Source organism: Alloprevotella sp. OH1205_COT-284, assembly GCF_003859795.1.
GTDB lineage: Bacteria > Bacteroidota > Bacteroidia > Bacteroidales > Bacteroidaceae > Alloprevotella.
Window position 1 is genome coordinate 21317 of the sequence record NZ_RQYI01000031.1, and the last position, 6213, is coordinate 27529.

Genomic DNA, 6213 nt, shown 5'->3' on the forward strand with positions numbered 1-6213 from the left:
TGCTGGTTGACTCTACGTTGAAGCGGTTTGTTTTCTTTCTTTTCCAAAAGCCAATTATTTGCTTTGTCATTTTCTCTTTTTGACGTAAATTTGCACGGAAATTTCTTCTATTACATCATGGATATTTATAAAATCAAAAAAGGATTAAACGTTCGTCTTGCGGGCGAGGCCGCACCACAATTGCGTGATGTCAAGCAAGCTGCGGAATATGCGCTTCGTCCCGGAGATTTTTGTGGCATTACCCCCAAAGTGCTTGTCAAAGAAGGCGAATCCGTCTTGGTCGGCACTCCGCTTTTTGTGGATAAAGCCACAGAAAAAGTGAAGTTCGTTGCTCCGGTGAGTGGAATTGTGAAATCTGTGGAGCGTGGTGAGCGTCGCAAGCTCCTCTCGATTCGCATTCAACCCGACAGCGCACAAGTGAGCAAAAGCTTTGATGTGACTGGATATAAAACGATGGAAGCAAATACGATGAAGAGTTTACTACTTGAATCGGGAGTCTTCGGCTTTTTCAGACAGCGGCCTTACGACGTTGTTCCTTCACCGGATGTTGCTCCGAAATCGATCTTTATAAGTGCTTTTTCCACAATGCCTTTGGCTGCCGATTTTAATTTTGTGGTACAAGGTCAGGAAGAAGACTTTAAGGAAGGAGTGGCCGCTTTGAGCCGAATAGCCAAAGTGCATGTCGGAGTGAGTCCGCATCAGCTCAATACAAATATCCTGCCCATGAATACGTCCAACGTGGAAGTGGCTTGTTTTGACGGCCCTAATCCCGTGGGAAATGTCGGCGTACAGATCAATCGTGTCGATCCGATAAACAAAGGAGAAGTGGTTTGGACGTTGGGAGCAGAAGAGGTCTTGTTTGTCGGTCGTTTGATGCGTACGGGAAAAGTAGATTTTACGCGCAAGATCGCCATAGCCGGAAGTGAAGTGATCGAGCCTCGATATGCACAAGTCACTATTGGTCATCCGTTGTCAGAATTACTGGAAGGAGAAGTAAAAGAAACCAATTATAACTTGCGATGGATCAACGGTAATCCTCTTGTCGGAGAAAAAGCCGGAAAGGGCGATTTTCTTGGAGCGCATGTGACGGAAGTGACGGTTTTGCCCGAAGGCGATGACGTACATGAATTGTTTGGTTGGATCATGCCACGTTTTCATGAATATTCCACGAGCAGAAGTTATTTTTCGTGGTTGTTGGGCAAGAAAAATTATCGTCTTGATTGCCGTGTGAAAGGTGGCCGACGGCATATGATCATGTCGGCGGAATATGAGCGTGTTTTTCCCATGGATATTTATGTGTCCTATCTGATCAAAGCCATCATCACGGGCGACATAGATAGACAGGAGGCTCTCGGCATTTATGAGGTTGCCCCGGAAGATTTTGCTGTGGCAGAATTTATTTGCTCTTCTAAACTCGAACTTCAACGCATCGTGCGCGAAGGACTCGATATTCTTCGCAAAGAAAACTCATAAGCAATCAGAAAATATGATTAAGAAATTCTTTGATACTATCCGTCCCCATTTTCAGCCGGGAGGGAAACTGCAATCTTTCCATAGCGTATTCGATGGTTTGGAAACTTTTGCTCTGGTGCCCAATACGACTTCAAAGACAGGAGTAAGCATACATGACGCCATAGACTCGAAGCGCATCATGAGCTTTGTGGTCATTGCTCTTATTCCTGCGTTGTTGATGGGAATGTACAACATTGGTTTTCAAAACTATAAATCCGCCGGCGTTGAAGCAACATTTTTTGAAATGTTTTTCTACGGCCTTATCGTTACACTTCCTAAAATCATTGTGAGTTATGGTGTCGGGCTTGGCATTGAATTTGTGGTAGCTCAGTGGAAGAAAGAAGAAATTCAAGAAGGTTTTCTCGTTTCCGGAATATTGATCCCCATGATCGTACCCGTTGGTACGCCTCTTTGGATGATCGGTGTTGCTGTGGCTTTTGCCGTGATTTTTGCCAAAGAGATCTACGGCGGAACGGGAATGAACATTTTCAATCCGGCATTGGTGGCTCGTGCTTTTCTCTTTTTTGCTTGGCCGACCAAAATGAGTGGTGACAGTGTTTGGGTCAGCACAGAATCTTGGTTCGGATTGGGCAGACAACTGGCCGACGGATATACCGCAGCAACTCCTCTCGGACAGGCTGCCAACGGACAACTTATAGAAGCCTCAATGACAGATATGGTGACAGGTCTTATTCCGGGATCTATCGGAGAAACCTCTGTCATCGCAATAGCCATCGGGGCAGCTGTTTTGCTGTGGACTCGTATTGCTTCGTGGAAGATCATGCTCAGTGTTTTTGCCGGAGGAGCACTTGTCGCCGCACTTTTTGATGCTTTCGGAGCTGCCGAAAATGTTTCTGCACATTTGGGAGTTTGTCAGCATCTCTTTTTGGGAGGTTTTACTTTCGGAGCCGTTTTCATGGCGACCGACCCTGTGACTTCGGCACGAACGGAAAAGGGAAAATTCGTTTATGGATTTCTCATCGGAGCCTTGGCCATCACGATTCGTGTGCTTAATCCCGGCTACCCCGAAGGAATGATGCTTGCCATTTTATTTATGAACATGTTTGCTCCTTTGATTGACTATTGCTATGTTCAAAGTAATATTAACAAGCGTGCCAAACGCATGAAACAAGAATAACGCCGAGCCATGAAATTCAATACCAACAGCAACGCTTATACGATTGTTTACGCTTCGATAATGGTTATTATCGTCGCGTTTCTCCTCGCTTTCATCTCTTCTGTCTTAAAATCTACGCAAGAGGCCAATGTCGCCAACGACAAAAGAAGTCAGATCCTTGCAGCATTGAACTTGCGCGACGTGGAGAATGTGGAACAGAAATACAACGAAACTATCTTGAAAGCCCTTGTGGTCAATGTCGAAGGCGAAGTGATCGATTCGGTCGGCGGTTTCGACGTGGAAAGCAAAATGATCACGGCCAAGAATGATCATGACAAAAAACTTCCCCTCTATGTCGCGAAAGTTGGAGCAGATACGTTGTATGTCGTTCCTCTCTTCGGACGCGGTTTGTGGGGAGGGATCTCCGGATACTTGGCTTTGAAAAAAGACCTCAACACGGTCTATGGCTGCAATTATACGCATGAAAGTGAAACGGCCGGTTTGGGTGCACGTATTGTGGAGTTGGAATTTCAACAAAAATTCACAGACAAGCAGGCACATGCCGACACCGCTTTCACAGCTGTCGCGCTTGGCATGAAGAAAAAAGTGGAAAATCCGAAAACAGAGGTGGATATGATCACGGGAGCTACGCTCACTTGTGACGGAATGGATGCAATGTTTAAAACCAGCCTTTCCCCTTATAAGAAATATTTTATCGCTAATCATAAATAAAAAGGAGACCTATCGTTATGAGTCTTTTTTCAAAAAGAAACAAAGAGGTACTGACCGCTCCTCTGAATCTTGACAACCCCGTGGTCAGCCAAGTGTTGGGAATATGTTCTGCTCTTGCTGTCACTTCTCAACTGGAACCTTCCATTGTAATGGGGCTTTCGGTGACGGTTATCACGGCCTTTGCCAATGTCATCATATCCCTCCTGCGCAACACGATCCCCTCACGCATTCGCATCATCATCCAATTGGTGGTCGTGGCTACTCTTGTTACCATCGTGAGTCAAATGCTCAAAGCCTATGCTTATGACGTAAGTGTTCAACTTTCTGTTTATGTCGGGTTGATCATTTCCAATTGTATTCTCATGGGACGCCTTGAAGCATTCGCCATGATGAATGGCCCTTGGGAATCGTTTCTTGATGGCATCGGCAGTGGCTTGGGTTATGCTTGGGTGCTGGTCGTTGTCGGATTTGTACGCGAACTTCTGGGGGCGGCGTCGTTGCTCGGCCACGAAATCCCATTTATTTCAGAAAGTGATTTCTTCCACAACGGTATGATGACTATGCCGGCTATGGCACTCATCATCTGCGGTTGTGTGATTTGGGCACATCGTGCCTACAACGATCGTGAGAAAAAATAATCATACCCAACTTAAACAAATACAAATCTATGGAACATTTGCTTAGTCTTTTCGTCCGCTCTATTTTTGTGGACAATATGATTTTCGCGTTCTTCTTGGGTATGTGCTCTTATCTTGCCGTATCCAAAACCGTGAAAACAGCTTTCGGCCTTGGAGTGGCAGTTGTGTTCGTGCTCGTGGTTACTGTGCCGATTAACTATTTACTGCAAACTCGCGTGTTGGGCCCCAACTGTTTAATTGATGGAGTAGATTTGAGTTTTTTGTCCTTCATCCTTTTTATTGCAGTCATAGCGGGCATCGTGCAACTGGTTGAGATGGTGGTGGAGCGTTTTTCCCCCTCACTCTATGCGGCATTGGGAATTTTCTTGCCGCTGATTGCCGTAAACTGTGCTATCATGGGAGCTTCCCTCTTCATGCAACAGCGTATCCAAATGGATCCGGCTACTTCCTCCCAAGCCATAAGTGACATAACCGACGCTTTTGTCTATGCCTTGGGGTCGGGCATCGGTTGGCTGATGGCCATCGTTGCTTTGGCCGCCATTCGGGAAAAAATGGCATATACCAATGTGCCCAAATCGCTTCAAGGGCTGGGTATCACGTTCATCACAGTAGGGCTTATGGCCATGGCTTTCATGTGCTTCTCCGGTCTAAACCTTTAATCGCAATTACTAATAAACATGGATACAAGTCTAATTCTTGCCAGCATTGGTGTGTTTTTCATCATCATCATTGTGTTGGTGATCATACTCCTCGTAGCCAAGCAATATTTGTCTCCTTCCGGTAAGGTAAAACTCACCATCAACGGAAAGGACACTCTTGAAGTCGAACAAGGTAGCAGTCTGCTTACCACGCTTTCCGATGCCGGAATTTATCTGCCTTCTGCATGCGGAGGAAAAGGCTCTTGCGGTCAATGCAAATGTCAAATCCCCGATGGAGGAGGTGAGATCCTCGATTCGGAAAAAGGGTGGTTCAGCCGCAAAGAAGTAAAAGAAAATTGGCGTCTCGGCTGTCAGGCAAAAGTGAAAGGCGATATGCAAATCAAGGTCGATGACTCCGTCATGGGCGTCAAAGAATGGGAGTGTACCGTAATCGGCAATCGCAATGTAGCAACTTTCATCAAAGAATATAAAGTGCAATTGCCTCCTGGGGAGCATATGGACTTCGAACCGGGATCTTATGCCCAAATCAGCATTCCGCCTTTTGAAATAGATTTTGACAAGGATTTCGACAAAGAACTGATCGGAGAACTTTATTTGCCGGCATGGAAGAATTTCGGTCTTTTTGACTTGAAATGCGTCAATACGGAAGCTACCGTACGTGCTTATTCTATGGCAAACTATCCCGATGAAGGTGATATTATTACTCTGACCGTACGTATCGCAACCCCTCCTTTCAAACCCAAAGAAGAAGGCGATGGATTTATGGAGGTGAATCCGGGTATAGCGTCGTCTTATATCTTCAGCCTCAAACCCGGCGATAAAGTGACGATGAGTGGACCTTATGGAGATTTTCACCCTCGTTACAATTCTAAGCGGGAAATGATTTGGGTCGGTGGTGGTGCCGGTATGGCACCTCTTCGTGCACAAATCATGCACTTGCTGAAAACAAAAAATATTCGCGATCGAGAGATGCACTATTTCTATGGAGCTCGTGCCATAGATGAAGTCTTTTTCATGGAAGATTTCTTGCAATTGGAGAAAGAATTTCCCAATTTTCATTTCCATTTGGCACTCGACCGGCCGGATCCGAAAGCCGATGCGCTCGGAGTGAAATACACCCCCGGATTTATCGCGCCTGTGCTCGGTGACACCTATTTGAAATCTCATGAAGCTCCGGAAGATATTGAATATTATCTTTGTGGTCCTCCCATGATGTCGAAAACTGTGCTTGACTTACTCCATTCTCTTGGAGTGGAAGACGATATGATTTCTTTTGATGACTTTGGTTGATCTATTCTCAAATCTTCATAAAAAGCTCGAATCACGCAACGGCATGGTTCGAGCTTTTATCTTGCTTTCAATTTATAGCGATACTGTCCCCCAAAAGTGTGTAAGCTCCAAATCCTTAAACTAGTGGTGAAATAAGGTAATGTCCGAAAAAGTGTGTAAGATTCTCCTCCCCCTCCCCCGCTTGGGGTACCCCAAGCGGGGGAGGAAATTTGTGGTGTCGATTTTATGATTATCGTTTTATCTTATCGTCCATCCTCTGAAATAG

At 45.5% G+C, this 6213-nt stretch carries 6 protein-coding genes; all 6 read left to right on the forward strand.

Annotated features, from left to right (window positions below; all coding sequences use genetic code 11):
- Positions 1 to 117: 117 nt before the first annotated feature.
- From EII14_RS07655 to nqrF, 6 genes are read left to right on the forward strand one after another with little or no spacing between them, the layout of a single operon-like run.
- On the forward strand, positions 118 to 1473 hold the full coding sequence (locus EII14_RS07655) for a Na(+)-translocating NADH-quinone reductase subunit A (protein ID WP_124931953.1): 1356 nt from the start codon (positions 118 to 120) through the stop codon (positions 1471 to 1473).
- A 13-nt stretch (positions 1474 to 1486) separates the two neighbouring features.
- Positions 1487 to 2650: an NADH:ubiquinone reductase (Na(+)-transporting) subunit B gene (locus EII14_RS07660; RefSeq protein WP_124931954.1), complete on the forward strand. Its 1164-nt coding sequence runs from the start codon at positions 1487 to 1489 to the stop codon at positions 2648 to 2650.
- Positions 2651 to 2659: 9 nt separating this feature from the next.
- A complete protein-coding gene (gene nqrC / locus EII14_RS07665) occupies positions 2660 to 3361 on the forward strand; it encodes an NADH:ubiquinone reductase (Na(+)-transporting) subunit C (protein ID WP_124931955.1) in 702 nt (233 codons plus the stop codon).
- A 17-nt stretch (positions 3362 to 3378) separates the two neighbouring features.
- Complete coding sequence (locus EII14_RS07670; RefSeq protein WP_124931956.1) at positions 3379 to 3999, forward strand: NADH:ubiquinone reductase (Na(+)-transporting) subunit D; 621 nt, start codon at positions 3379 to 3381, stop codon at positions 3997 to 3999.
- Between the two features lie 29 nt (positions 4000 to 4028).
- Positions 4029 to 4658 carry an NADH:ubiquinone reductase (Na(+)-transporting) subunit E gene (gene nqrE / locus EII14_RS07675; protein WP_124931957.1) on the forward strand — a complete coding sequence of 210 codons (630 nt, stop codon included), beginning with the start codon at positions 4029 to 4031 and terminating at the stop codon, positions 4656 to 4658.
- An 18-nt stretch (positions 4659 to 4676) separates the two neighbouring features.
- On the forward strand, positions 4677 to 5948 hold the full coding sequence (gene nqrF, locus EII14_RS07680) for an NADH:ubiquinone reductase (Na(+)-transporting) subunit F (protein ID WP_124931958.1): 1272 nt from the start codon (positions 4677 to 4679) through the stop codon (positions 5946 to 5948).
- Positions 5949 to 6213: the final 265 nt, after the last annotated feature.